Source organism: Desemzia sp. FAM 23990 (assembly GCF_045528485.1).
Taxonomy (GTDB): domain Bacteria; phylum Bacillota; class Bacilli; order Lactobacillales; family Carnobacteriaceae; genus Desemzia.
The window spans coordinates 57611-82339 of sequence record NZ_JBGQQW010000005.1 but is presented as its reverse complement, the minus strand read 5'-3'; the positions used below and the strand labels follow the sequence as shown (position 1 = coordinate 82339).

Annotated in this window: 21 protein-coding genes; 8 read left to right on the top strand and 13 right to left on the bottom strand. The window is 39.1% G+C overall.

The window, feature by feature from the left end; translation table 11 throughout:
* Positions 1 to 57 precede the first annotated feature (57 nt).
* Positions 58 to 1494: a 6-phospho-beta-glucosidase gene (locus ACEN4I_RS03175; protein WP_407102093.1), complete on the bottom strand. Its 1437-nt coding sequence runs from the start codon at positions 1492 to 1494 to the stop codon at positions 58 to 60.
* A gap of 187 nt (positions 1495 to 1681) precedes the next feature.
* Between ACEN4I_RS03175 and ACEN4I_RS03170 the strand changes: the two genes are divergently transcribed.
* From ACEN4I_RS03170 to ACEN4I_RS03160, 3 genes are all read left to right on the top strand, one after another.
* The gene (locus tag ACEN4I_RS03170) at positions 1682 to 2560 is read left to right on the top strand and encodes a MurR/RpiR family transcriptional regulator (RefSeq protein WP_407096608.1); all 879 of its coding nucleotides are present in this window, start codon (positions 1682 to 1684) and stop codon (positions 2558 to 2560) included.
* Between the two features lie 54 nt (positions 2561 to 2614).
* The gene (locus tag ACEN4I_RS03165) at positions 2615 to 3586 is read left to right on the top strand and encodes a nuclease-related domain-containing protein (RefSeq protein WP_407102092.1); all 972 of its coding nucleotides are present in this window, start codon (positions 2615 to 2617) and stop codon (positions 3584 to 3586) included.
* 330 nt (positions 3587 to 3916) lie between these two features.
* Positions 3917 to 4039, top strand: coding sequence for a hypothetical protein (locus tag ACEN4I_RS03160; RefSeq protein ID WP_407102091.1), 123 nt, complete (start codon positions 3917 to 3919; stop codon positions 4037 to 4039).
* A 336-nt stretch (positions 4040 to 4375) separates the two neighbouring features.
* Here the strand turns inward: ACEN4I_RS03160 and ACEN4I_RS03155 are convergent, their stop codons facing one another.
* The 6 genes from ACEN4I_RS03155 to codB all read right to left on the bottom strand — a co-directional run bounded on the left by ACEN4I_RS03155 (position 4376) and on the right by codB (position 11183).
* Complete coding sequence (locus ACEN4I_RS03155; protein WP_407102090.1) at positions 4376 to 5476, bottom strand: hypothetical protein; 1101 nt, start codon at positions 5474 to 5476, stop codon at positions 4376 to 4378.
* A 120-nt stretch (positions 5477 to 5596) separates the two neighbouring features.
* Positions 5597 to 6556, bottom strand: a complete 960-nt coding sequence (locus ACEN4I_RS03150; protein ID WP_407102089.1) for a glutathione S-transferase family protein — start codon at positions 6554 to 6556, stop codon at positions 5597 to 5599.
* Between the two features lie 121 nt (positions 6557 to 6677).
* The gene (locus ACEN4I_RS03145) at positions 6678 to 7523 is read right to left on the bottom strand and encodes an endo alpha-1,4 polygalactosaminidase (protein ID WP_407102088.1); all 846 of its coding nucleotides are present in this window, start codon (positions 7521 to 7523) and stop codon (positions 6678 to 6680) included.
* A 209-nt stretch (positions 7524 to 7732) separates the two neighbouring features.
* Complete coding sequence (locus ACEN4I_RS03140) at positions 7733 to 8341, bottom strand: DUF1819 family protein (RefSeq protein WP_407096610.1); 609 nt, start codon at positions 8339 to 8341, stop codon at positions 7733 to 7735.
* A 307-nt stretch (positions 8342 to 8648) separates the two neighbouring features.
* On the bottom strand, positions 8649 to 9920 hold the full coding sequence (locus ACEN4I_RS03135) for a cytosine deaminase (protein ID WP_407096611.1): 1272 nt from the start codon (positions 9918 to 9920) through the stop codon (positions 8649 to 8651).
* Entirely contained in the window at positions 9921 to 11183 is a 1263-nt protein-coding gene (gene codB / locus ACEN4I_RS03130) for a cytosine permease (protein ID WP_407102087.1), read from the bottom strand.
* A 490-nt stretch (positions 11184 to 11673) separates the two neighbouring features.
* On the opposite strand from codB, the gene ACEN4I_RS03125 reads away from it, so the two are divergent.
* Positions 11674 to 12033, top strand: coding sequence for a YbaN family protein (locus ACEN4I_RS03125; RefSeq protein ID WP_407096613.1), 360 nt, complete (start codon positions 11674 to 11676; stop codon positions 12031 to 12033).
* Positions 12034 to 12177: 144 nt separating this feature from the next.
* Positions 12178 to 13635: a PTS transporter subunit EIIC gene (locus tag ACEN4I_RS03120; RefSeq protein ID WP_407096614.1), complete on the top strand. Its 1458-nt coding sequence runs from the start codon at positions 12178 to 12180 to the stop codon at positions 13633 to 13635.
* 237 nt (positions 13636 to 13872) lie between these two features.
* Here the strand turns inward: ACEN4I_RS03120 and yeiL are convergent, their stop codons facing one another.
* Entirely contained in the window at positions 13873 to 14556 is a 684-nt protein-coding gene (gene yeiL, locus ACEN4I_RS03115) for a transcriptional regulator YeiL (protein ID WP_407102086.1), read from the bottom strand.
* A gap of 75 nt (positions 14557 to 14631) precedes the next feature.
* On the opposite strand from yeiL, the gene ACEN4I_RS03110 reads away from it, so the two are divergent.
* Positions 14632 to 15318 carry a YjjG family noncanonical pyrimidine nucleotidase gene (locus ACEN4I_RS03110; RefSeq protein ID WP_407102085.1) on the top strand — a complete coding sequence of 229 codons (687 nt, stop codon included), beginning with the start codon at positions 14632 to 14634 and terminating at the stop codon, positions 15316 to 15318.
* 915 nt (positions 15319 to 16233) lie between these two features.
* Here ACEN4I_RS03110 and ACEN4I_RS03105 read toward each other — a convergent pair.
* Complete coding sequence (locus tag ACEN4I_RS03105) at positions 16234 to 19029, bottom strand: YhgE/Pip family protein (RefSeq protein WP_407102083.1); 2796 nt, start codon at positions 19027 to 19029, stop codon at positions 16234 to 16236.
* A 192-nt stretch (positions 19030 to 19221) separates the two neighbouring features.
* On the opposite strand from ACEN4I_RS03105, the gene ACEN4I_RS03100 reads away from it, so the two are divergent.
* Both ACEN4I_RS03100 and ACEN4I_RS03095 read left to right on the top strand, forming a co-directional pair.
* Positions 19222 to 19806, top strand: a complete 585-nt coding sequence (locus ACEN4I_RS03100) for a TetR/AcrR family transcriptional regulator (RefSeq protein WP_407096618.1) — start codon at positions 19222 to 19224, stop codon at positions 19804 to 19806.
* A 415-nt stretch (positions 19807 to 20221) separates the two neighbouring features.
* The gene (locus tag ACEN4I_RS03095) at positions 20222 to 21256 is read left to right on the top strand and encodes a YdcF family protein (RefSeq protein ID WP_407096619.1); all 1035 of its coding nucleotides are present in this window, start codon (positions 20222 to 20224) and stop codon (positions 21254 to 21256) included.
* 114 nt (positions 21257 to 21370) lie between these two features.
* On the opposite strand, the gene ACEN4I_RS03090 is transcribed toward ACEN4I_RS03095, so the two are convergent.
* From ACEN4I_RS03090 to aroE, 4 genes are all read right to left on the bottom strand, one after another.
* The gene (locus ACEN4I_RS03090) at positions 21371 to 22006 is read right to left on the bottom strand and encodes a pentapeptide repeat-containing protein (RefSeq protein WP_407096620.1); all 636 of its coding nucleotides are present in this window, start codon (positions 22004 to 22006) and stop codon (positions 21371 to 21373) included.
* Positions 22007 to 22087: 81 nt separating this feature from the next.
* Positions 22088 to 22930 carry a prephenate dehydrogenase gene (locus tag ACEN4I_RS03085; RefSeq protein WP_407102082.1) on the bottom strand — a complete coding sequence of 281 codons (843 nt, stop codon included), beginning with the start codon at positions 22928 to 22930 and terminating at the stop codon, positions 22088 to 22090.
* Positions 22927 to 23460 carry a shikimate kinase gene (locus ACEN4I_RS03080; RefSeq protein ID WP_079650605.1) on the bottom strand — a complete coding sequence of 178 codons (534 nt, stop codon included), beginning with the start codon at positions 23458 to 23460 and terminating at the stop codon, positions 22927 to 22929. The genes ACEN4I_RS03085 and ACEN4I_RS03080 overlap by 4 nt, the downstream gene beginning before the upstream one ends.
* Positions 23457 to 24272 carry a shikimate dehydrogenase gene (gene aroE / locus ACEN4I_RS03075; RefSeq protein WP_407096622.1) on the bottom strand — a complete coding sequence of 272 codons (816 nt, stop codon included), beginning with the start codon at positions 24270 to 24272 and terminating at the stop codon, positions 23457 to 23459. Before aroE ends, ACEN4I_RS03080 begins: the two co-directional genes overlap by 4 nt.
* Positions 24273 to 24729 lie beyond the last annotated feature (457 nt).

The window sequence follows — 24729 nt, the reverse complement described above, 5'->3', positions numbered from 1 at the left end:
TTCATCCTTTTCTTAAAAGACCATGCTGAAGTGTCCAGCATGGTCTTAATCACTTCATTATTCTTTTGTGGAACTCAAGTCTTCTCCGTTAGAAGCGATGACTTGTTTGTACCAATCAAACGATTTTTTCTTCGAGCGTTTCATTGATCCATTTCCTTCATTGTCACGATCGACATAGATAAAGCCGTAGCGTTTTTTCATTTCGCCGGTAGACGCTGACACAATATCGATACAGCCCCAAGGAGTATAGCCTAAAACGTCCACACCATCTTTTTCCACAGCATCTTTCATCGCTTCAATGTGTTGTTGCAAGTAATCGATGCGGTAGTCATCTGCTACATAGCCATTTTCGTCTGGAGTATCCACTGCACCCAACCCATTTTCGACTACGAACAACGGTTTTTGGTAGCGGTCGTACAACTCGTTCATGGTAATACGGAATCCAAGCGGGTCAATTTGCCAGCCCCATTCACTTTCTTCCAGGTAAGGATTCTTGATTGAATCGAAGATATTCCCACCTGTTTTTTCTTGGTCTTTTTGAGCAGCTGAAACGCGTGAAGAATAATAAGAGAACGTAATGTAATCCACAGTGTGCTCTTTCAGCAATTCTTTATCGCCTTCTTCAAATGGAATCTCAATGCCTTCGTGTTTCAAACGAGCCAATGCATAATTCGGGTATTCCCCGCGAGATTGCACATCAATAAAGAAATAATTCTCTTGATTGTCCAGTTGCGCTTGACGAACATCGGCTGGGTTCGGCGTATTCGGGTAATATTGCCCCGCTGCCACCATACAACCAACCATATTTTCAGGATCTACTTCATGAGCGATTTTAGTCGCTAACGCACTTGCCACTAACTCGTGGTGAGCAGCAGTATACTTCACTTGCTCCGCATTCTCGCCTTCTTCAAATACCAGCCCAGCCCCCATAAACGGCGCGTGCAAAATCATATTGATTTCATTAAACGTAATCCAGTATTTCACTTTTCCTTTGTAATGGTTGAACAACGCGGTAACCAAGTTTCCATAAAAGTCGACTACTTTACGATTGCGCCAACCGCCGTATTCTTTGATCAAATGAATCGGCATATCGAAATGCGTAATCGTCACGACAGGTTCAATGCCGTATTTAAGGCACTCATCAATCAAGTTATCGTAAAATTTCAAGCCTGCTTCATTTGGCTCCGACTCGTCCCCATTTGGAAAAATACGCGTCCATGCAATACTGAAGCGGTAAGATTTAAAGCCCATTTCTGCAAATAAAGCGATGTCCTCTTTATAGTTGTGGTACATATCAATCGCTTCTTTGGCTGGGTAAAAATGATTGTCATCAAAATCTAAATGTTTCATTTGACCGGTAATGATCGGATAGCGATCTTCCCCAATTGGAACGACATCCACATTCGCTACTCCACGTCCATCTTCGTTGTATCCACCTTCACTTTGGTTAGCCGCAGTTGCGCCGCCCCACAGAAAATCTTTTCTAAAACTCATTCTTTTTCCTCCTAATACTATTGTCTTTGACTTCATTTTATCGAAACGGTTTCATTTACTCAATCCTTCCTAACAAATTAGTACAACTCAACACAGGTTTCTTAAATTTGGCCGTATATCTTGTAAATGTTGTACACAAAATTCTATAATAGTTGTGTACAAAGGTTTGCCGAAAAGGGGAATGAAGATGCTGCTCATTGAACAAATAAAAGAACAAGAATTTTCAGATGCAGAACAAGTATTGGCTGATTACATTCTTGACCATCCAGAACAATTGCCGGATTTGACCACTAAAAAGCTGGCCGCTATTACTCACACCAATCCTACCAGTTTGATTCGTGTAGCGAAGAAACTGGGATTTAATGGCTGGACAGATTTGAAAGAAGCCTACTTAGAGGAATGGCAGTATTTGAACAGCCATTTTACGACTGTTGATGCCAACTTACCATTTGATCAAAAAGATCATTTGATTTCCATTGCGAATAAAGTCAGTGCGTTGCAGCAAAATACTCTGCAAGATACGTTGTCGTTAGTCGATCCAGAAAGCCTGCAACTAGCACAAAAACTGCTGCTGGAAGCCGAGGAGATCAAGATTTTCGCGAGTCAAACCAACGCCCTCATTGCTCAAGATTTTGTCACAAAAATGCGTCGCATCAATAAGAAAGTCACGATTTCCTCTACTTATGATTACAGCACTTATGAAGCTTTTAATAGCGATGCAAAAACATGCGCCATTATTATCTCTTACACAGGAGAAAACGAGGCCTATGTAAATTGTCTGGACATTTTGAAAAAACAAGAAGTACCGATCATCGGACTAACCAGTATCGGCGATAACCCGATTTCAACTCAAAGCGATTGTTCCCTGAAAATAACCACTCGAGAAAAGCTGTACTCTAAAATCGGTAACTTTACTTCGAACACTTCTGTCATTTACTTATTGAATCTACTCTATTCAATCGTCTTCACCGCTGATTATGAAGCCAACCTTAACCGCTTGATTCAAATGGGGCGCGCGTCAGACACTCGCACAACAACTTTGGACATCATTAAAGAAAATCATTAGACAAAAAGAAAGCTCCTCCCTTTTGCGTATCTATATGTAAAGGGAGGTTTTAAGATGAAACGTAATCTAACCATGGAACACGCCTTGCTGCTGACTCTTTCCAAGCGCAGCAAATTAACCACTGATCAAAAGCGGCAGTTAGACAGAGATGATAAAGGACACAACGGTGAAATAGATTATGACCAAATCGTTGAAGAAAATAGCAGCCCGTCATGGTACCATTTTAAAAATATTTGGATTGATTACCTTGGCCGTACACAACTTGATTCTTTACTGGTTACTGAAAATGGCGTTTTTTTAACAGACATCAAGAATTATACCAATCACTATACTTATACAAATTTCATGTGGACCTATCAAAATAAGCCGCTATCAAAAAATATCAATCAACAACTATTAGACAACATTGTCAAATGCCAATCCCTTGGCAAAGTGATTCCTGCGATGAAGGATACTCAAGGTACCATTGTCTTTATAAACGAACGCGCTGTACCAAATATCATGGATCAAATGCCTGTAAATTATTTGTTGCGCTATCAAATCTACGATTGGATTGACAGCCTAAAGCAGCCTGTTCCAGGCAACAGCATACCAATTCACAAAACGGTTGAACAAATCAAACAATTTATTATTCCCAACCCATATGACCACAACTATATATGCTCAGATGAAGAGTTTAAAAAATTAAAAAAAGGAATTTATTGCTTCAAATGTGGTAGCTTTCATTTGGAGATTGGATCACGCTTCGTAAACTGCAGTTGTGGTTGTAAAGAAAGAAAAGAGCGAGCCGTACTCCGTTCTATTTGTGAGTACGGAGTGTTGCAAAATAACAAAAATCTCTCAGTAGATAAGATTTTTGAATTTTTAGACCAACAAATTCCAAAACAATTTATTTACCGAAAACTACAACTTTTTTTCCTCCCTCTTACTGGAAAAATTCGAACTAGCTCTTATAAGAATCCAAAGATGCTTTATGAGTTTGTGTTTGAAGAAACAAACGAAAATAAGATTCAGAGAATCAAATAGAAGAGTTCTAACTTTCAAGAGGCACAAGGATTTAGCTTGCGCCTTCTTTTTGTGTGTAACTTTATCAAAGGGAGAGGATGTTTGATGTTAAAACCGCTAACTTCATCAAAATCAGGGGATAGTTGATGTTAAAGCCGCTAACTTCATCAAAAGGAGAGGTTGTTTAATGTTAAAACCATTAGCTTCATCAAAATCAGGGGCTATTTGATGTTAAAACTACTAACTTCATCAAAGTGAGAGGTTATTTGATGTTAAAATCGCTAGCTTCATCAAAATCAGGGGCTATTTGATGTTAAAGCCGCTAACTTCATCAAAAGGAGAGGATGTTTGATGTTAAAACCATTAGCTTCATCAAATCAGGGGATAGTTGATGTTAAAACTACTAACTTCATCAAAGTGAGAGGTTATTTGATGTTAAAATCGCTAACTTCATCAAAATCAGGGGATAGTTGATGTTAAAATCGCTAACATCATCAAAGCAAGAGGTTATTTGATGTTAAAATCGCTAACTTCATCAAAATCAGGGGATAGTTGATGTTAAAATCGCTAACATCATCAAAGTGAGAGGTTATTTGATGTTAAAATCGCTAACTTCATCAAAAAGAGGAGATCTTTGATATTAAAACCACTATCTTCATCAAAGCAAGAGGTTATTTGATGTTAAATTCGCTAGCTTCATCAAAGTGAGGAGATCTTTGATGTTAAAACCACTAATCTCATCAAACCACTAACTATAAAAAAGTTCTTTTGCAGGCAGCTAACAGCTTGCAAAAGAACTTTTCTCATTTTTTACTTTCCTTCTTCATTAGGAAACTGAATTACTTCGCCAATAGTAGTGTTTTGTTGCTGCTGAAGTAGTATACGTTTTATTTCATAGGGTTTATGCCCTTTACAACGCCAGTTTCGGGAGTCATTCAACACTATTTTGTAGTAGAAGTCGAATTTGTTAATAAATGTAGTATTTGCTGAATCTAAGAGTCCTACCCCCACCAATTCTTCAATGACTTCATTAGCAAATAATCCAATGCGTGCATAGTCTACGACTGCCATCAATATTTGCTCTGCTTGGCTAGGATTCCATCTTTTGACGTACTTTTCCAGTTGGTGAAATTGGACAGTAACGGGATCAGACTTATAAGCAAGCGGCCATATTTCTTTCGAATTAGGGAGATAATATGGCACACTCGCCACATCGCTCACCAAATTTTCTGCAATTTCAGCAACAAAGATTCCCTCACTGTAGATAAGGTCACCCGAACTTTCAAAAACGGATTGGCGTTCGCTAACTTTTCTAACATATTGTTTTATTTGCTCTAACGTAAATGGATTATTTAGATGATGTTGATTCCACATATCTACTAAGTGTTCCACTTCAAAGGCTCCGTATAAGTGCACAAATGCTTCAATGTATTCCGATAGTTCATAGTACTTTTGTTGTTGGATGAAAGTATCGCCTTCAAAAAAAGTGTTTTCTACAATTTTTTTCAATTCTTCCGGTAATACAAAGCAGACTTCATCCCCCATCACAAAACAATAGATCCACCCCACATCAATCAAAGAAAAAACGGTCTCCAATCCATAGGCATCTGAGAGAACATCTACGTAAGACTTTTGCGCGCATTCTATCAAGAAATAAGCTTGTCTTTTTGTCAAATATAACAGCTGATGTTTCATATCATTTTGGATAGCAGAATCTAGTCTCTTAATCCGTTCTTCTTTACTTTCCTCTCCCTTTGGTTCTTCTACTTCAAGCATCTCTTCCAAGCTGTACAACATGCTTTTACTATAAGCTTGCAAACAACCTTTCAGTGAATAGATAGGGGTTCCATTGATGGATCTTCTACCCCACATGATGTTAAACTCTAGCATTGTTTCTTGTTGTATATTCATATGTATTCCTTCTTTCACAGTTAGTTACTGATTAATATACGCAAAGATTCTTTTTTTTCTTTTTTTTACTAAAAAAAAAGAAAAAACCGCTGATGAAACAGCAGTTTTTTGTAGGGTATTCTAATCTAACGTAAAATTCAATTCTGGTCCAACAGGCACAATTCCTGTTGGATTGATGTTTTTATGGCTGCGGTAATAGTGCTCTTTTATGTGATCAAAATTCACTGTTTCAGCGACTCCTGGCCAGTTGTACAATTCTCTGGTGTAACGCCACAAGTTCTTGTAATCTCTGATTTGACGGATATTGCATTTGAAATGACCATAATAGACACTGTCAAAGCGAATCAATGTCGTAAATAAGCGCCAATCGGCTTCTGTAACTTGGTCGCCAACTAAAAAGCGTTGATTTTCTAGTCGTGACTCTAACTGGTCCAATGTTTCAAACAACTTAGTCACTTCTTCTTGATAAACGTCTTCTTTAGTTGCAAAACCAGCTTTGTAAACGCCGTTGTTGACATTTTGATACACGACTTCGTTGATCGTATCGATTTCTTCACGCAAATCTTCTGGATAAAAATCGCCTTCTTTAGCTCCCACGCCGTAAAAAGCCGTATTCAACATGCGCATAATTTCAGAAGACTCATTATTCACGATTTTATTTTGTTTCATATCATATAGCATCGGAACTGTTACGCGACCGCTGTAATTGGGATCAACATGTGTATAAATCTCGTATATATATTTGGCATTGATCACAGGATCAGGAATCACACCTTCCCCCGGCTCAAATGTCCAACCATTTTCAGCCATCAAAGGATTCACAACAGATATTGAGATCATATCTTCCAGTCCTTTTAATTTGCGCATGATTAGGGTACGGTTTGCCCATGGACAAGCCATCGCTACATATAAGTGGTAGCGATTCGGTTCAGCTTTAAATCCGCCTTCTCCCGTCGGACCGGGACTGCCGTCTGGAGTGATCCAATTGCGGTATTGGGCTTCCGTACGAATAAAACGCCCTCCGTTGCCTTCTGTGTCATACCATTTGTCATGCCATTTACCATCTACTAATAAACCCATCTGTTTCTCCTTCCAAAAATCCATTCTATTATTTTGTCTGTTTGCTTACTATATATCTATTATAAAGACCGCTAGAGAATTTAACAAATAGGACAGCTATTGAGTTGACTATTCTTTTAGGTCACCCATCCAACTCGATTGAATCAGAAATATAATAACGCCAGCCATTTTTATTTGCGTACCCATCGATTCTTCTTATCAACTGATCATCTACCGTATATTCCAGCAAAAAAACATCTTTTCCAGCTTCGTCCACTAAGTCCACGTAATCCAAAAAATACTGTTGAGCGTCTGCTAATTGCGTCATAAACGAATTGGTGTCGAAATTAACCGATGAAAATACCATCTCTTGATTTACTCCTGTCAAAATATCATCCAACTGCTGATTTCGATCCCAATAAGTACGCACGAACTCATCACCGCCATTGATAACAACAGGTTTTCCATAGCTTATCAATGTATTTAAGATGGATTCTACTCCCTCATAGATTTTTTCACCAGCAAATTGACCGTAGACATCTGCGTTATCGACCCAAAACCCATCGACCCCTTTTTCAAGAAACTCTTTTGCTAATGTCACAGCGACAAATTCTTGCCATTCCTCAGCTTTTACGTCTACCCAATACTCGCCTTCCCAATCTTTATAAGGATTCAATGCTAAATGTTGAAACTCTTTGATATGTGATTGAAACTTTTCGATCGATCCGATATTCAAATAACTGTATACAGTCTGTCCTCTAGATTTCATCTCATCAATTTCCTCTGCAGATAAAAATTGGGCATCAATAATTACTATTTCATAACCTTCAGCAATTTTCACAGCTTCTTGTCCCTGGAGACTCAAAAAAACACCGTAATCGTATTCTTCTTTTACTTCATCTTGACTACTACCTATTGAATCCGTGCATCCCACTAAACATAAAGCCAGAAACATTTCTAATAAAACTTTTACTAAGGTCATTTCCATCAGTCGCTCCTCTTCCCCGCCTCGTTGCTTTCCTGTTATCACTAGTATAGTACTTATTTTTAGCAAATAAAAAAGGCAGGCTTTTGTGCATCAATGAATCTAACTAAATGACAATTCATCAGGCAAATAAAATACACTACCGTTAATAAGCCCTATTCATTAACGGTAGTGTATTTTGTTAACCATTTATTAAAACTCTTCACAGTAAATTAATCTATCAATTCGCCTAGAACGACTTCTACTATGTCAGTTTCTTTTCGTTCGATTAAATAATTTCGAATATCATAATTAACGACCAATCGCTGTAACCGGATATCATCTTCCTCTGTATAAGCCATTCCAACTTCGTGCAATAACCGATGATAGGAATCCATTAATAAGCTTTTCGTTTCAGGAGTCCACTGTCTTACTGTTGGATTTTCCATTGACTTCTGTTCAAAAAAAGCCTCAGTTTCTTCTCTGTTTAACTGCCAGTCCAACACCAAAAATTTGTCCCATACGACTTCACGCATCCATTCATACATTAATTGATCTTTTTTCAACAAGGCGTAAAACAGAATTGCTTTGCTTGTTGGAATATCGGTTGCTAAAAACTGATTAAATAAATAGATGTCTAATTCTTCTAACCGTTTTTGGATTTCGCTATAAAACCTGCTTGATCTATCTTCACTGGCGAGTTGAAAACTATTTTCCTGTACAATTGTTTCCGCTATTTCATCATATGTTTTCCCTTGATGCAAAAAGGCAGCAACTTGCTTTGATTCTGCATACAAAAATGGTCGGGTATTCAATGTGGTTAAGTATTTTTTAGCAGCCATATATCCTCACTCTTCTCATTAGAATTGTCTAGTATAAGTATACCATTTATTCAAAAAGACAACTATTTAAGTCGCTAAATTCAATTGAATAATAACTTGACTGAACCTAGGGATGAGATTGGAAAAAACTCATCCCTCATTTTGATGGTCATGACAACTTTCATCAAAATTAAAGAATGAGTTTTTTGATTTTATATTTGCTTTATAATAATTTAATCTTTGCTGAATGCAACAGTGTACAACAATCAATAAAACTTTTTTCAAGCCTATTTATTATCTAAGAGACTTTCTTATACTCCTACTTACTTCAGCGGCTAAATTGCACGGGATCCTCAAATCCATCTATCAAGGTCCTTGTTTCGCTTAATTTAGTTTCTGCAATTTTTTCACCATGTCTGTAAGAGTAGCGGACCGGTACTTGTCTGCGGATCGCTTCATATTCATTCTCAGTTGGCAGCACAATAAAATCAGCCGGCTTACCTTCTTCGATTCCATAACGTTCTTCAATGTGCAGTGTTTTTGCGCTGTTGATCGTGATCAAGTCCATAGCACTCATGATTTCTTCGTAGCCTGTCAACTGAGTAGCATGCAGCCCCATCAATAGAACCTGCAGCATATTTCCTGTTCCCAACGGGTACCAAGGATCATAGATATCATCATGGCCGAAACAAACGGTTAAATCAGCTTCTAATAATTCTTTGACTCGTGTCAGCCCTCGCCGTTTCGGATAGGTATCAAACCGTCCTTGCAGATGCATATTGACTAGCGGATTGGAAACAAAACGAATATCAGATAACTTCAGTAAACGGAACAGCTTAGACGTATACGCATTGTTGTACGATCCCATCGCTGTTGTATGGCTAGCTGTTGTTCGCGAACCCATTCCTCTTTCGTATGCTTCTTTTGCCACAACTTCAACAAAACGTGATTGTTCGTCATCGATCTCATCACAGTGGATGTCCACTAGACGATCGTATTTTTCCGCTAAGTCAAAAGCAATCTTAAGAGATTCTACACCATATTCCCTAGTGAATTCATAGTGTGGAATGCCGCCTACTACATCAGCTCCCATTTTCAAGGCTTCTTCCATTAGTTCTTTTCCATTTGGATAAGATAAAATGCCTTCCTGCGGGAAAGCAACCAGTTGAATATCGACATAAGGTGCCATCTCTTCTTTCACTTCCAACATAGCTTTTAACGCTGTCAAATGAGGATCAGTCACATCCACATGTGTGCGCACATATTGTATTCCTTGAGCTATCTGCCATTGCAAAGCTTTTTTTGCTCGTGTTTTAACATCTTCATGCGTTAAAGAAGCTTTGCGTTCAGACCAGCGCTGGATGCCTTCGAACAATGTTCCGCTTTGATTCCAATTTGGTTCACCCGCAGTCAATGTTGTGTCTAAATGAATATGTGGTTCAATAAAAGGAGGCAGCACTAATGAGCCCCTGACATCCAATACACCCGTTCCTTTTTCTATGGATTCTGGCTGTGGTTCAATACTCGTAAACATTCCATTTTCGATCTTAATTTGCCAAAGACCTTTTTTTCCTCTTAATGCTGCATTTTGAATAATCATCTATTCTACACTTCCTTTAGTGTTTTTTTCAATTCCCATTGTCTTAGTGATTGGTAATTTCATCAGCCCTGTATACACCACGGCTGTGCCTACTAGTGCATTAAGCGGGGAGATTCCAGGTGCAAATTGAGCCAAAATGACACCGATGACCCACGCCAGAAGCGCTGTCCAGTTGACGGATACGAAAGTTGCTTCTTCAAATTTGGTATAGTTGCAGCGTTTCACGAAAAAGTAGTCAGCAATAATGATTGCTCCAATCGAAGGAATAGCCGCACTTAGCAGATTCAAAAAGCCGACAAAATTAGTGTACATCCACATAGCCAATACAGTTCCAATAATTCCATTCGCAAAAACCCAGAATTTCTTAGAGATTTTTGTAATGTTGGCAAATCCTAATCCAGAAGCGTAAAGCGCATTATCATTGGTTGTCCAAATGTTCAGTGCCAATACTAATATTGCTGGTATCGTTAGGCCTTGCAAGAATAGGACTTCTGAGATATCTGAAAGCCCGTAAACCATAGCCCCCACTGCTCCGAATAAGAACATTAGCGAATTACCTAAGAAAAAAGCTGTTGAAGTAGCCCCGACAGCAGAACGCGAAGTTTTTGCAAAACGGGCAAAGTCAGCTGTCAATGTCCCACCGCTGATAAAAGATCCGATACAAATCGTCAAAGCAGCTGATAACGCAAGACTTGTTTCTGGTTCATAATCAAAAAGACCACGTAACCCACCTATAACTTCAGTTGCTTCAATAACTGAATAACTTCCTAGGACGGTAATCAAAGGAACAGCGATAAAACTTAGAATAACTAGCGACTTCATCCCGTATAGAGAAGCCAGTGTGATCGCAACCCCAAAGACAAAAATCAGTAAGTAACTATTCCAGCCCATTTCTTTTGCGATCGGAACAGCGAACATTGCCACACCAACTCCAAACCAGCCGACCTGAGTAAAGCCTAACAAGAATGAGGGGAAATAGGATCCTTTTTCCCCAAATGAGTACTTGGCCAGCAAGTGAGTAGACAATCCCATTTTTGCTGCAATATGCGCCAGTGCGCCAGTATAAAGGCAGAGCGCGAAGTTCCCCAGCAAAACAACAAGTAAAAATTGCGAGAATGTTAAATTTAATCCCAACTGACCTCCCGCTAACATACTGGCTGAAAAGAAGGTGAAACCTAGCATCACTGCCATTGTTTTTGCAAAAGAATTCCGGTTCGATTGCGGTACCGTTTGTAACGAAAACTCTGTATCTGTTTTCTTCATTTTATTTCCTCCCATTTCTATGGGTACCGAAAAGCACAAAAAGAGACGGATCATCAGTTTTCACCTGACAATCAGCCTCTTTTTTAAATACAGGAAAACACAGCATATACAATTGCTTGCCTACACTTCTTCCCTATTTTCATCCGCTTCCTTGTCAGTCTCTCTGGACTGATTTAAAGGTACCTGTTATTTGATTACACTTATTATTCCAGAAAACCCTTTGTCTGTCAAACAGAAAAAATACTATCCATCATTTTTGCGTTTCATTTATAAAAGAAATACGATATCTTATGGAAAAGCGTCTTTATTCACAAACTTTTTTGTGGTACTATAGGGTTATCTTAATAGTGAAATTTTGTAATAACAAGTTTTAACATAGGGATTTGCTTCAGAGCAAGTTCACCTTTGAGCATTTAAAACTAAAGTAACAATGACTTATAATTTAGTAAGCAGTCTTTTTCTAACAGCTATTCAGAAATGAGGAGAAACAGTGAAACGAATTGCATTAATAACGGTCGGATTTATGTCATTTGGTTTAGGTTCAATCGGAGTCTTATTGCCGATTTTGCCTACTACACCTTTTTTGTTGTTAAGTGCATTTTGTTTTACTAGAAGCTCTGACCGTTTTGATGTCTGGATCAGACAAACTCGTCTCTATCGTCTCTATGTCGCTGACTACATGGAAACACGCACTATTCCTATGGATCGCAAATGGAAAATTCTGCTCAATATTTATCTCTTGATGGGTTTTTCGATATTTTGTGCACCTATACTCCCAGTAAAAATAGGATTAGCCTTGTTGACGGTCGGCATCACGTTTTTCTTGTTTGTACTCATTCCCAGCAGCTAAAAAAAAAGACGGCTTTCTAAATCATGATCACCCTCCAACAGTTCGATGGATTCGTCGAACTGTTGGAGGGCTTTTTCTTGCTGGATTCTCATTCATTATGGGATGATACTCTTAGCGATCATTGAAAATAAGGAGAAAACCAACATGAAAAATAAAAAAGAGGAATACCGAATTTTAGCAACTCATATTATCCAGCTTGTAGGCGGAAAAAACAATATTGATAATGTTATCCATTGCGTAACACGTCTTCGCTTTTATTTGAAAGATGATACACTGCCTGATGAGGAGAAATTAACCGATTTAAAAGGTGTTATGGGGGTAGTGAAGGCAGGAGGGCAGTACCAAGTAGTGGTCGGTCAAGCTGTCGATGATATCCATAAAGAGGTCTTGGCACAATTAAATCTATCCGATGACGAGCCGCACCATGAAGCAGCAACTCTTTCTGAGAACAGTACTACCTTTGAAAAGATCAAACACGGCGGAAACCAGCTTATCGGTGTCATCACAGGCTCAGTGATGCCAATCATCAATATCTTGGCTGCTTCAGGTATCATAAAAAGTCTGCTAGCTGTATTGACCGCATCCAATCTGATTGCTGAAACAAGCAGCGCTTATTTGATCATCAGCGCAATGGCGGATGCCGTCTTCTATTTCTTGCCTATTCTGATTGGATTCAATGCTGCCAAAAGATTGGGCGGAAATCCTTTATTAACAGCCGTAATTGGTGGTGTCATCATTCACCCAACCGTTCTTGAAGCAGCAAACAATGGACTGAATATTTTATCTGTTGGTACCTTTGACTTTCCTTACGTAGCTTATACCTATTCTATTTTTCCCATGATATTAGCTGCTTGGATGGTAAAAAAACTAGAAGCAGGGTTAAAAAATTGGATTCCTACCTATATTCAAGCTATTTTGGTTCCGATTCTTATCATTGGAATTGTAGCTTCCATTACCTTTTTACTTACCGGCCCTGTCATCACATGGCTCTCTCTAGGTTTAGCACATGTACTTCAAGCCTTATTGAGCTTGAATGCGCCTATTTTTGGAGCCGTTATTAACGGCTTTTATCAACTATTGGTTATCTTTGGTTTGCATTGGGGAATCATCCCTATTTACGTCAATGACTTTGCCACATTAGGGTATAGTTACTTGTCAGCCATGGTAAGTATGACCATCGTCGCCCAAGGTGGTGCGGCTTTAGCGGTAGCGGTCAAATCAAAAAAAGACGACATTAAAGAACTAGGATACGCGGGAACGATCTCTGCTTTTTGCGGAATCACTGAACCGGCAATCTATGGAATCAATCTGCGCTTCCGTAAACCCTTTATCTGCGCTAGTATTGCCAGTGCGATTGGTGGCTTCCTTGCTGGAGTTTTCCAAGTCAATATGTGGAGCATTATTGGCTCTATTATTGGACTGCCTTCTTTTATCGATCCAGAAAATGGTATAACAGCTAACTTTTGGTACGCTCTCCTTGTAACAGCAGTTACTCTGTTTTCTGCGTTTGTACTTACTTATATCTGGGGCTACAATGACAATATGAAAATGCATGAGAAACGTGAGAAACCTAAAAACCCAGCTAAACAAACAATGGCTTAAACAGTACAGTCTGTTAAAAATATTCGAAAGAAAAAGGAGCTGACTCAAAATTCGAGTAGTGTTATTCGATTTTGGGAAAGCTTCTTTTTTATTGTCTGAACAAGTTACTGATTTCTTGGCAAGAGGTAAGAGCCATCCAACTACTTTTACTACCTTCGAATAGCTGCTAATCGCCTAATCACAGCCATTCGATTGCTTTTTCTAATCTCAAAAGAACTATCCCGTTCTATTTAACGCTTAGAAAAAATTCTTTATCTCTAATTTCTTCAGTTTATCTTTATGAATGCGATAATTTTTCCCTTCTTTTATCAACAACCCCATTTGCTGAAATTGTTTTAAGGTATGGAACAAATGTCGGTAACTAACGCCTAAGAATTCTGCAGTCTCTGTTTGTTTCTCCATGTAAATCCCATCAACTTCTACTTTTAAAATATATGTAGCCAATCTATACTTCAACTCATAATTCTGGCTATTCGTAAAATGATTGACTCGAATCAACAATTTTTTGGCTAAATAGGTAGATAAATAATTCATGAATTGGTTGTCCTTCAACAAGACAGCTTTGGCTACTGACAACGGTATCACTAGACAAGTCAGTTTATTGACTGCCATGATATCTTTTGTCTGTTTTTCGACCTCCAGCAAAGATAACTCACCGATCATATCTCCACTATCAATGAATTGCAGTAATGACCGTTTCCCGTTCTCATGGATCATATAGATTTTAGCCCGACCTTGAAGAATAAAATAGAGATACTCCGAATCTTCACCCAAATTCAAAACCATTTCCTTTGGTTCAAATTCAACTATTACGGCTTGGCTGGCTATTGCAGCTGGAGTTTCCAACATCATTTCTTCAATTGCTTGGATCTTTTCTAGAATATCAATTTGGTCCACATCTTTTAGGACTATTTTTTTCAACTAATCACCTCAAATAGGATATATCTCCTATTAATATACTGCATTTGAGTGTAAATTAGTAGCGAGGTGAAAGAAATGAAACAGTACAAACACTTGATTTTCGACTTGGATAACACATTACTGGATTTTAACGATACAGAAGAACAAGCGCTTAAAAGCGTGTTTGAAGAATTTAAAGTTCCTGAAACCATTGAAACCTTTGACACATATAAAATGATCAACAAAGGTTTGTGGACTTCTTTAGAACAAGGTGCGATCACGCGAGAAGAAATTTTTAATAGCCGATTCACTTTATTTTTTAACGAATACAGCTTGAAAGTGGATGGGGTAAAAGCAGAACAACTATACCGCAACTTTTTAAATGAAGGCTGCAAGACTATCGAAAATGCCGGTTTGCTTTTGAGCAAATTAAAGAAAAAAAACTACCGTATCTATGCGGGTACCAATGGAATGGGCATTACACAAAGAAAACGATTGCTGGATTCACACTTGCTGCCATATTTTGATGAATTGTTTATTTCCGAAGAAATAGGCTATGAAAAACCAGATACCCGCTTTTTTGATACCATCTTTGAGACATTACAGATTACGGAGAAAGACTCCTGTTTAATGATTGGAGACAGTCTGTCTTCCGATATTTTAGGAGCTCAGAATGCTCAAATCGATAGTATTTTGTATACTTCGGAGAAAAATATGACGTCTTCAACTGCAACTTACACCGTAAATGAGTTGCTCCACATTTATTCCTTGCTGGAAGACTAGGGTTTGAACATCATGGGAGTATACTCCTTGATGAAGATCAGCATTTGAACATCAGGGAAGTAAGCTCCTTGATGAAGATCAGCGTTTGAACATCAGGGAAGTAAGCTCCTTGATGAAGATTAGTGTTTGAACATCATGGAAGAAAGCTCCTTGATGAAGATCAGCGTTTGAACATCAGGGAAGAAAGCTCCTTGATGAAGATCAGCGTTTGAACATCAGGGAAGTAAGCTCCTTGATGAAGAATGGCATTTGAACATCATGGAAGTACACTCCTTGATGAAGATCAGCATTTGAACATCATGAAAGAAAGCTCCTTGATGAAGATCAGCGTTTGAACATCAGAGAAGTAGACTCCTTGATGAAGAATGGCGTTTGAACATCAGGGAAGTAGACTCCTTGATGAAGATTAGCGTTTGAACATCAGGGAAATAGGCTCCTTGATGAAGATCAGCATTTGAACATCATGAAAGAAAGCTCCTTGATGAAGATCAGCGTTTGAACATCAGAGAAGTAGACTCCTTGATGAAGAATGGCGTTTGAACATCAGGGAAGTAAGCTCCTTGATGAAGATCAGCGTTTGAACATCAGGGAAGAAAGCTCCTTGATGAAGATCAGCGTTTGAACATCAGGGAAGTAAGCTCCTTGATGAAGATCAGCATTTGAACATCAAAGGTAAAACCGCTTTGATAAAGAATGTGGTCTAGATTGTCTTCTGCTCCAGCCATTCGTTTTCTCCCCTTAAACAATTTAACTCTATACAAAAAAAACCTTACTATAGACACAATACAACCTTGTCTATAGTAAAGGATTCTTTTCTGGTAAGGCATATGATACGTTCTGTAGTTTACTACACCAGCTGAATAATCAGTTTAGCGTAGGAGCGAACTATCTTCTACCTTCCTTTTGATAAAATCATTAATTGATTTCTGCCACTTCCTCATCATCAAATAAATAACTCTTCTTCTTAATCCCAAAATAAACGACCATCAACCCATTGCTTACAACCAACAAGACCACAAACAACCAAACAGCTGTCGACATCGATCCGCCGATCGAAATGGCATTTCTCAAAGCCTCGATCGCATACGTCATTGGTAAATAAGGGTAAATACTTTGGTAGATTCCATTTGATAAAACGATTGGGTATGTTCCGCCAGAACCGGCTAGTTGCAAGATCATAAAGATCAACATCAAGAAGGCCCCCACTTTGCCAAAGACGACATTGAATAAAGTCACCATCGACATAAAGGCCATCGATTCAAGAATCAAGAATCCCACTACTTTTCCTGGATAAATCGGCTCCATACCTAAGCCATAAATCAATACAACGAACACGATTATAGCTTGTAAAACACTCACTATGCCAAGGATCGACATCTTACTTGCCCACCAAGCGATACCTGAAGTAGGTTGGGTTTTTGGTTTGTAAGCATCAAACATCATATTAGCTGTCAATGTTCCTACAAACAACGCTACTGACATCATATAAGGAGCCATGGAAGTCCCGTTGTTCGCCACTTTATCTTCATCTGTGTGGTCCAAAGATACCGGTGCAGAAATCGCTTCTGCAGAATCTTTTCCTGTATTGACTTCACGAATTTTGTCAGCTCCTGCCGTCAAACTATCGGTCAGTGTCAACAAACCATCATCAACTTGTTTTAATGAACCAGCAACTTTTGCTTCCCCTTCAGCCAATTGTCCACTTCCAGAGGAGATTTGTTGCGCGCCATTCGTCAATTGCCCTGCGCCTTCTACTAATTTACTACTGTTCCCGGCTAATTGTGAAGTCCCGTCCGCTAAAGTTTGCGAGCCTGAAAGTAAAGCTGTGACACCATTGCTGAGGGCCGGAATTTTACTTGCAACAGTCGTCAAACCGTCTGCTAAAGATTCAGCACCGTTCGTTAATGCTGGAGCATTGCTGTCCAATTGCTCCGCCCCATCGGCGATTTGACTAGCTCCATCGGCTAATTGGTCCACGCCGGATACCAATGCTGGTGTTTTTCCATCTACGGTTGCTAACCCTTCAGAAAGCTGAATAACGCCATTGTTCAGTGTATCTGCTTTACCAACCAATTCTTTCGTACCGTCTAAAATCGACTGGCTGCCTGCTTGCAATTGTTGCAAAGAGCCTGTCAGCACAGGCATTGATTGGTTCAATTGACTGGTTGCATCAGCAATGCCTTGTGCAGCTGGCCCTGCTGATTGAGAAAGTTGGTATACACTGTCAACGAATGCTTCTAAGACTGGCATTTGTGCCTCAGTCACTTTAGCCAATTGCTCTGTCTTTGTTTTCAAATCAATTTCTGCTTGGCTGACACCAGCTGGATCTGCCGCTTCTGTTTGACCGCTTTGATTTTGCATCGTCCCCAACACCAAAGCCTCTTGTTCTTCGGTCAATTCAACTCCACTATCTGCTAAGGCCTGTGTCACAGCATCCGCTGTAGCTGTCAAATCCGTTTGGCTTGACTCTTCAACTGCAGATGAAGAATCTGAGGCAGCTAACACGTCAGATACTTGTTGAATATACGCTTGTACTCCCATTAAATAGTTTTCCAGCTGCTCTTTATTTTCCGCACTCAAGTTTAGCCCTTGCAGGCTGTTCGCCAACTGAGTCGCGCCATCATTCAATTGTTGAACTTGTGTCGGTAGGTTTTCGGTCTGTTCGACTAATTGCGTCAATCCTCCATCCAATTGACCGACACCATCGTTGACTGCGCTCACGCCGGATGTGTATTGTTCAATACCGGTCATCAACGTTGAAGCTCCATTTGCCAAATGACTGATCCCCGTTGTCAATGCTGGCAATTGTTCAGAAAGACCGATAATTCCAGTGTTCAATTGAGAAGCAGCTGAAGATAATGTTCCGACACCTGTTGTGTATTGTTGGACCCCATTTGCCAAAGAACCGGCGCCGTCATTCAATTGGTTGATTCCTGTCGTCAATGTTGGTATGTTTCCAGACAGCGTATCGATGCCTATTGCCAATTGGCCCGCACCATTATTGACTTGGTCTACACCAGCTACGTAATCTTTCAGACCGACACTCAATGTTTGACTGCCTTCTGCAAATTCAAGCGAACTAGACGCTAATGTTTCCAGATTGGTTTGGATCAATTCACTAGCGTCCACCAATTGAGTCGTTCCATCTTCCAGTTTTTGACTTCCCTCTGCTGCTTCTTCCATACCTGAACCTACATTGCCAAATTGTTCCAAAATCGTTTCCGTATACATTCCCGTTACTTGATTGGAAACTTCACTTTTCAACTCTGTAATAGCCGATGACGCCATTTTGGAAGCTGTCAAATTTCTCCCTTGAGTCGTTTGGTAATCGATCGTCATCTGTTCTGGTTCGTCAGTCAAGAGCGTCGTCGCATTCTCTGAAAAGCTTTCTGGAATAGTGATCTTCAAATAATAATCCCCGGCAGCTAGTCCCTCATCAGCGTCTTTTTCCGACACAAAATGAAAGTCTAAACTGTTGCCCTCTTTCAAATTATCTACCAGTTCATCCCCTATTTTTAAAGTCTTCCCTTGAAAATTTACCGCTGTGTCTTTATTAACTACCGCGACCGGCAGCTGGTCCACATTCCCATATGGATCCCATAAAGCTCCCAGGAAAATCAGATTGTATAAAGCCGGTATTAGAATAATAGCCCCTAATACAATTAAAAGAAACTTATGCTTGAACATAAATCCCCACTCTTTTTTCATCATTAAAACCGTTCCTTCTTTCTTTTTTTGCTCTCGCGCATCCTTTAAACTATTTTTTCAACAGAATAGTTTTGGACACTTGTCAAACTACTAGAACCATGATAAATTCTATTTGACTCTAAGACAAGAAACAGATTTTGTTATCTGTTTAAACTTAGACAGAATTGCAAATCTGAAAAAGAAGTGAGTGAGATCATGAAATATGACTTGTCTAAAAAACCGACTCGTGGCGCTCAACGGACCCTCGAAGCTTTCTCGAAGACCATGTTCATTCTGCTGGCCAAAAAGCCCTTTGAAAACATCAGTGTAAACGAGATCTGTGAGATCAGCAATTTCCCTAGAGCTACTTTTTACAACTATTTTGATGACAAATACGACCTATTGAATTACTGCTGGCACTTACTAAGCAGTCAAATCTACCTTAATGAGCAGCAACACGTTGACTCAGAGAAAATATTGGCGACACTATTTGACCGGACCTATTATTTATTGTCCTCTCACAACGAATTATTGAACGACATTTTAAAACACAATCCTCTCAACAGTTCACTGATTGCTAATTTTAGTATTTATTTGAAACGTGTTATTCAAGATGTGTTTCATGAATATCTGCACTTCGATAACAAAGAAGTTCCCATAGAGTTAGTTGTCGATCACTTCAGCAATACGGTGATGTTGATTTTAGAGGCTATTTTCTTAAAACGACAACCGATTACTCTTGAAGAAGCACACACTTATTTGAACTTCCTGCTGGGCCATTTAGTGGAAAAACCCCACTAACGTTCATTTCCAGCTGCTTGCCTGGGTTAGCTCAATCGCTAGACATCATCATTCTGGGCTGCTAAATAACGTTAAAGTGCCAGACTTTATCATTCAGATCCGCTAGTTGATGTTCCGCAAGCCAGGCGGTGTAAAAAAAGAGTCTCAGAACCAATGAGAGCGCTTTTAAATTATCCAACTGCATTTAATTGTTTTAAAAAATGTGGTGGTCACAATTGAACGGTGCCTACAGTTTTTTTGTCTAGACGACAATCTGTCCAGGCCAAATGCCTGATGTATTTCGCTGTTTTATAGTACTATAAGAGTAGGTAGAGCTTTTAGTTAAACTACGTCTCCTTCCCAATTAGTTGTATCATATAAGAAGCGAGCAGCTGACCAGAAGTTGTCTGATTTTTATTTGCAGAAAGGAGAAGAAATGGTACATATTGTGACGGGTGTTTTATTGCTGATTTTTTTACTGGTTTATCTCCAAGATCGGCGAAAAGTGAGCAATGGATTCTTTTTATCCTTGTTTCTATTGAGCCTGTATCTATCGATCACTTATGAAGCTTTAACCACACGCCCACCTGTTATTTTTTGGTTATTTATTATTATCACGATCCTTGGGCTGGCATTTCTTTTACTAGGTGGTTTCGCATTGATGGTTTTCCTGCTCATTAATGCTAGAATATTGTTTAAAAGAGAAGGCTCACGCTTACGAAACTCGCTGACGTTAGCCACCGGCTTAGGTATTTTAAGTTTATTTGTATTATCGTTTTTTCCAATCCAAGATTATTTTCCTGAACAACTGCACTTTCTTTTTACGTTTTCGATTTTTTGTATTCAATACATCGCCTTTTTCTTTATTGAATTTTTTATTTCTTCCATGCTGTACCAAGTTTATTTTCCCAAATACAACAAAGATTTTATTATTGTTTTGGGAAGCGGGCTGATAAATGGAAACCAAGTTCCTCCATTATTGCAAAGCAGAATCAATAAAGCTTTATCTTTCTACCACAAACAAAGAGAAAAAACGGACAAGAGAGCTAAAATCATTTTTTCAGGTGGACAAGGACCCAATGAAACCACCTCGGAAGCTGAAGCTATGGCACAATTTGCTTTGATCAACGGTTTGCCGCCAGAAGATGCTATTCTTGAAGATCAGTCGGTCAATACCGAAGAGAATATGCGCTTTTCAAAACAAAAAATGGAAGAACGGAAAATGGATGATTATCAGGCTGTGTATGTCACCAACAACTTTCATTTATTGAGAGCTGGGATGTACGCTAAACGCGCTGGACTAAAAGCACAAGGAATCGGTTCAAAAACAGCTTTCTATTTTTGGCCCAATGCTTTCATCCGCGAATTTATTGCTTATATCGTATTGTATCGCAAAATCCATTTCGCCATTCTTAGTCTCGTATTTCTCATTTTGCTGGCTTCTACGATATTCTTGCAATGGATCAACTGATTTTTATGCAAATTGGTTTAAAAGAATCCGGGCTATCAAAAAAGCTCATTCCTCTTTTTGATGAACTATCATCAATATGGGGAATGAGTTTTTAATTTGCCCAGTCCATTCTACTTAGTCAACCACCGTAATGCCTAAAAAGGATTGGATGAAATAATTGGCTTGGCGAGAATTGATTTTACAGCCTTTTAAATTCTCTGATTGGATGGAAAGCTGATTAAAATCACACGAGCTCAAGTCCATCTTCTTCAAATGAGTTCCTGAAAAGTTAACCTGATCGATATCACACTGAGAAAAAGCAGTTGTTTGAAACAGACACTCAATAAAATCAGCGCTATTCAGCAGACATCCTTCAAACCGAGCCGCTTTAATTTTCGAGTCGCTGAAATTAGCGAAATTCATTTTGCAGTCTTGAAAATCAACATCACCGATATAATTTTCACTGAACAAAGTCCCCACCATTTTGCAATTGAAAAAATGTGTCCGGTGAATCGATCCCTTGGACAAATCACAATTAGATAAGTCGCAATTTCTAAATATACAGTTACTGATCTCAATACCAATGAAATCATTGGCTGCGAATATGACGTGTTCAAATACACACCGCTCAATAACAGGATGCTGAATAGCTTGTTGTTCAATCACTTCTTTAGATATATTGACATTCTCGATCAAAAAATCTTCGTCTTCAAAAATCTGAAAAAAAGATCCTTCTGCATTCGTTTTTTCATTTACGTTAGGCTGTAACATGAAGCGCCTCCTCAATCAGTTTCTCCCTTATCATACACAAATTTCGCGCAACAACCTAGCCTGTAAATTCGATTAAAAGAATCATTCAATATACCATTCTCTTCGCTGCTGAACAGCTTTATTGAAGATTTCTTTCAATTCTTCTTCATCATTTCCTTCCAACGTCTGTTTCAGAGCCTTCAATTCCACCTCAAACTGTTCAATCGATTTTAACAAGGCTGTTCGGTTGTTTAAAAACAATTCACTCCACAAGTCAGCGTTGATATCCGCAATTCTGGTCAGTTCTTGAAAACTATTTCCCGCAAACGTCAGAGTTTCTTTTGAAGCCTGTGCACTATTGACGACTGCCACGGATAAAGCATGCATCAATTGACTGACGTACGCAATCTGTTCATCGTGCTGTTCCGGAGAAACCCTTGTCACTTCCGCAAATCCAATCTCCTTGTACAGCTTTTCAATGGTATGTAAAGAAGCCTCTTTATTTGTCGAGGTAGGAGTAAGTAAAACATTGGCCCCTATGAAACGCGTATGATCTGCTCCAGAGATGCCCTTTTTTTCGCTGCCTCGCATCGGATGCGCAAAAACAAAATCCACAGTTGAAGGCAGTACTTTAGTCACTTCTTCAATAATCGCTGTCTTAACGCCTGTCACATCAGTCAGAATAGCTCCTTTTTTTAAGTTGTTTTTGTGCTGTTCGACAAAAGGTGCCACCTGACTTGGGTAAAGAGAAATCAAAACGACATCCATCTCTTGTAAAATACCGTCAGCTTTTACAAATCCTTTTTGGATCATTCCTTGTTCTACCGCAGTTTGCAGCGTTGATTCATTGACATCTATTCCGTACACTTGTTTATACCCGGCCGCTTGAAGCCCCATAGCAAATGATCCGCCAATAACACCTAATCCAACAATCGCAATGTTCATTTTTTACTCCCCTCCTTCCATACAGAAGCTATCGTTTCTGGAAGCTGCTCCTTGATCTGATTTAATACGTCGTCCAAAGTAGTCTGATTTTCTACTCTGAAGTCAGCTGCTGATCGATACAAATCGATCCGTTCTTCATACAATTGGTATAGCTTATTTACCCCTTCTTTTAATAAAGGCCGGTGCCCGATGATGATATCTTCGATAATGTGTTCAACCGGCCGATCAATAAATACGATCCAGCCTGTTTCACTTAGAGCCTGTATATTTTCTGGCTGGAGAACAACTCCCCCACCACATGAAATGACCGTGTGAGTTTCTTTTGCAGCCAGTGTTTTACAAGCTTTCGTCTCTATGGCTCTAAAGTGAGCTTCACTCACTTCAAATAATTCTGGAATGGATTGAAGAGTGATTTGTTCAATAAACAAATCCATATCTCTAAACGGTAAAGTTAACTGTTGGCTCAGCAGTTCTCCAATACTGGTTTTCCCACTGCCCGTCATCCCGATCAACACAATATTTGTTTTCATAGCCCCTCACCTTGTCGTCCTTTCCATTCAGAGATCAATTGTTCCGTGACCTGCTCATCAATGGAACACTTTTCCCAAATCTCGACTGCCCGAACAGCCTGACCAATCAACATATCTAAGCCGTTAGCAGTTTGTTTGTTCTGTTCCCGCCCCAGCCTTAAGAAAGTTGTTTCGCCAGGGTTATAGATTAAGTCGATCAGGTAATCAAATCGTTGGATGATCGTTTTACTTATCGGAGTGCCGTTGACGTTAGGATACATCCCAACAGGAGTCGTATTGATCAAAAAATCGCCAGCAAGTGTCCCCGCTTCTTCATAATTGGTATACGTCTTCCTTTTTGTGTTTTCAAATCGCTCAGGAGCCCGAGAAATAATGTACAGGTGCTTAATTCCATGATCTATTAAATATGCTTCAACCGTTTTAGATGCACCTCCGGACCCTAAAACGACAGCTGTTTTGTTTTTAACATCCCAACCTCTGCGGTCCAAAATCAGCCCAAATCCGCTATAATCCGTGTTGTGCCCTGTCAATCTTCCACTGACGTTTTCAATCGTATTCACTGCTCCCAATTTCTCAGCAAATGAATCGATCTCATCCAAATATGGGAGAACGGCTTCTTTATAAGGAATCGTAACATTAACTCCATTGATGGACAGCGCTCGAATCCCATCCATCGCATGTTGCAACTGTGTTGGAGGGAACGGAAAAAGTTTATACGCAGCATCCAATCCTATTTTTTGATAAATGAGCTGATGCAAATCTGGCGACAAACTATGTGTTAGTTTTTCTCCGAATAATCCATAGAATTTCATGACGAACTCCTTTCAAAATTTGATATTGTTTGAAGTATAGACAAAAGAACGCTAAAAAACAACGGTAAATTTCATACTGCTGTTACCAGCCCCTTAGGTCATTTTAATATTTTTTTAATTAATCTGTTGACAACCCATTTTTTAATTGTTAGTATTGGTCTCACAGTTGAACAACAGCTGAAATAACTATTTGAGGAGAGACCAACATGAACTTACAACTTCAAACTAAAATGGCCCCACAATTGAATAGTTATTTCTTTAGCTTCTTTAGGAACACATCTATAGAGGCTAGAGATTTTTAAGCTGCTGACAACAGGTGCCCTATAGATTTTGAAAGAAATCGAATGGGGCAACGAACTAAACTAACATCAATTTATTAGTGAACTTACCCAACGCTACATTCGATACTCTTTCACAAGACTATCGGGTGTGGCGTTTTTTCGTTTTCAATAATTTT

Excerpts from the sequence above, each read along its gene's own strand:
- ACEN4I_RS03175 (WP_407102093.1), bottom strand. The coding sequence starts at position 1,494 with ATGAGTTTTAGAAAAGATTTTCTGTGGGGCGGCGCAACTGCGGCTAAC.
- ACEN4I_RS03170 (WP_407096608.1), top strand. The coding sequence starts at position 1,682 with ATGCTGCTCATTGAACAAATAAAAGAACAAGAATTTTCAGATGCAGAA.
- ACEN4I_RS03165 (WP_407102092.1), top strand. The coding sequence starts at position 2,615 with ATGAAACGTAATCTAACCATGGAACACGCCTTGCTGCTGACTCTTTCC.
- ACEN4I_RS03160 (WP_407102091.1), top strand. The coding sequence starts at position 3,917 with ATGTTAAAACCATTAGCTTCATCAAATCAGGGGATAGTTGATGTTAAA.
- ACEN4I_RS03155 (WP_407102090.1), bottom strand. The coding sequence starts at position 5,476 with ATGAATATACAACAAGAAACAATGCTAGAGTTTAACATCATGTGGGGT.
- ACEN4I_RS03150 (WP_407102089.1), bottom strand. The coding sequence starts at position 6,556 with ATGGGTTTATTAGTAGATGGTAAATGGCATGACAAATGGTATGACACA.
- ACEN4I_RS03145 (WP_407102088.1), bottom strand. The coding sequence starts at position 7,523 with ATGGAAATGACCTTAGTAAAAGTTTTATTAGAAATGTTTCTGGCTTTA.
- ACEN4I_RS03140 (WP_407096610.1), bottom strand. The coding sequence starts at position 8,341 with ATGGCTGCTAAAAAATACTTAACCACATTGAATACCCGACCATTTTTG.
- ACEN4I_RS03135 (WP_407096611.1), bottom strand. The coding sequence starts at position 9,920 with ATGATTATTCAAAATGCAGCATTAAGAGGAAAAAAAGGTCTTTGGCAA.
- codB (WP_407102087.1), bottom strand. The coding sequence starts at position 11,183 with ATGAAGAAAACAGATACAGAGTTTTCGTTACAAACGGTACCGCAATCG.
- ACEN4I_RS03120 (WP_407096614.1), top strand. The coding sequence starts at position 12,178 with ATGAAAAATAAAAAAGAGGAATACCGAATTTTAGCAACTCATATTATC.
- ACEN4I_RS03110 (WP_407102085.1), top strand. The coding sequence starts at position 14,632 with ATGAAACAGTACAAACACTTGATTTTCGACTTGGATAACACATTACTG.
- ACEN4I_RS03105 (WP_407102083.1), bottom strand. The coding sequence starts at position 19,029 with ATGATGAAAAAAGAGTGGGGATTTATGTTCAAGCATAAGTTTCTTTTA.
- ACEN4I_RS03100 (WP_407096618.1), top strand. The coding sequence starts at position 19,222 with ATGAAATATGACTTGTCTAAAAAACCGACTCGTGGCGCTCAACGGACC.
- ACEN4I_RS03095 (WP_407096619.1), top strand. The coding sequence starts at position 20,222 with ATGGTACATATTGTGACGGGTGTTTTATTGCTGATTTTTTTACTGGTT.
- ACEN4I_RS03090 (WP_407096620.1), bottom strand. The coding sequence starts at position 22,006 with ATGTTACAGCCTAACGTAAATGAAAAAACGAATGCAGAAGGATCTTTT.
- ACEN4I_RS03085 (WP_407102082.1), bottom strand. The coding sequence starts at position 22,930 with ATGAACATTGCGATTGTTGGATTAGGTGTTATTGGCGGATCATTTGCT.
- ACEN4I_RS03080 (WP_079650605.1), bottom strand. The coding sequence starts at position 23,460 with ATGAAAACAAATATTGTGTTGATCGGGATGACGGGCAGTGGGAAAACC.
- aroE (WP_407096622.1), bottom strand. The coding sequence starts at position 24,272 with ATGAAATTCTATGGATTATTCGGAGAAAAACTAACACATAGTTTGTCG.